General features: G+C 48.7%; 1 pseudogene. It reads left to right on the forward strand.

Annotation, left to right across the window (positions count from 1 at the left end):
- Positions 1–236, forward strand: a pseudogene (locus ACLJNW_RS28510) (hypothetical protein); the annotation flags it as partial.

A 236-nucleotide genomic window follows, 5' to 3' on the forward strand; every position in this document is an offset into this window, starting at 1 on the left:
TTCTTTCATTTGATATACCCGGATCAATTGCAGGTGTATGTCCACGTTAGCCTTCTATGCGCCCGGCCGCTACCAGCCAATGTGCTTCATGGCAAAACGGGCAGTCTTATTAAAGGCCGTACTGACATACAGGAGAAACAACTCAACCAGGGAATGTCGGTCGTCGATGAGGCATATGGAAAAGATGACTCTGTAGGCGAGCTTACCGTGGTAGACGTCAACGGGCAATATAGTAC

The sequence above is a fragment of the Salmonella sp. SAL4457 genome, from assembly GCF_046548235.1.
Classification (GTDB): domain Bacteria; phylum Pseudomonadota; class Gammaproteobacteria; order Enterobacterales; family Enterobacteriaceae; genus Salmonella; species Salmonella enterica.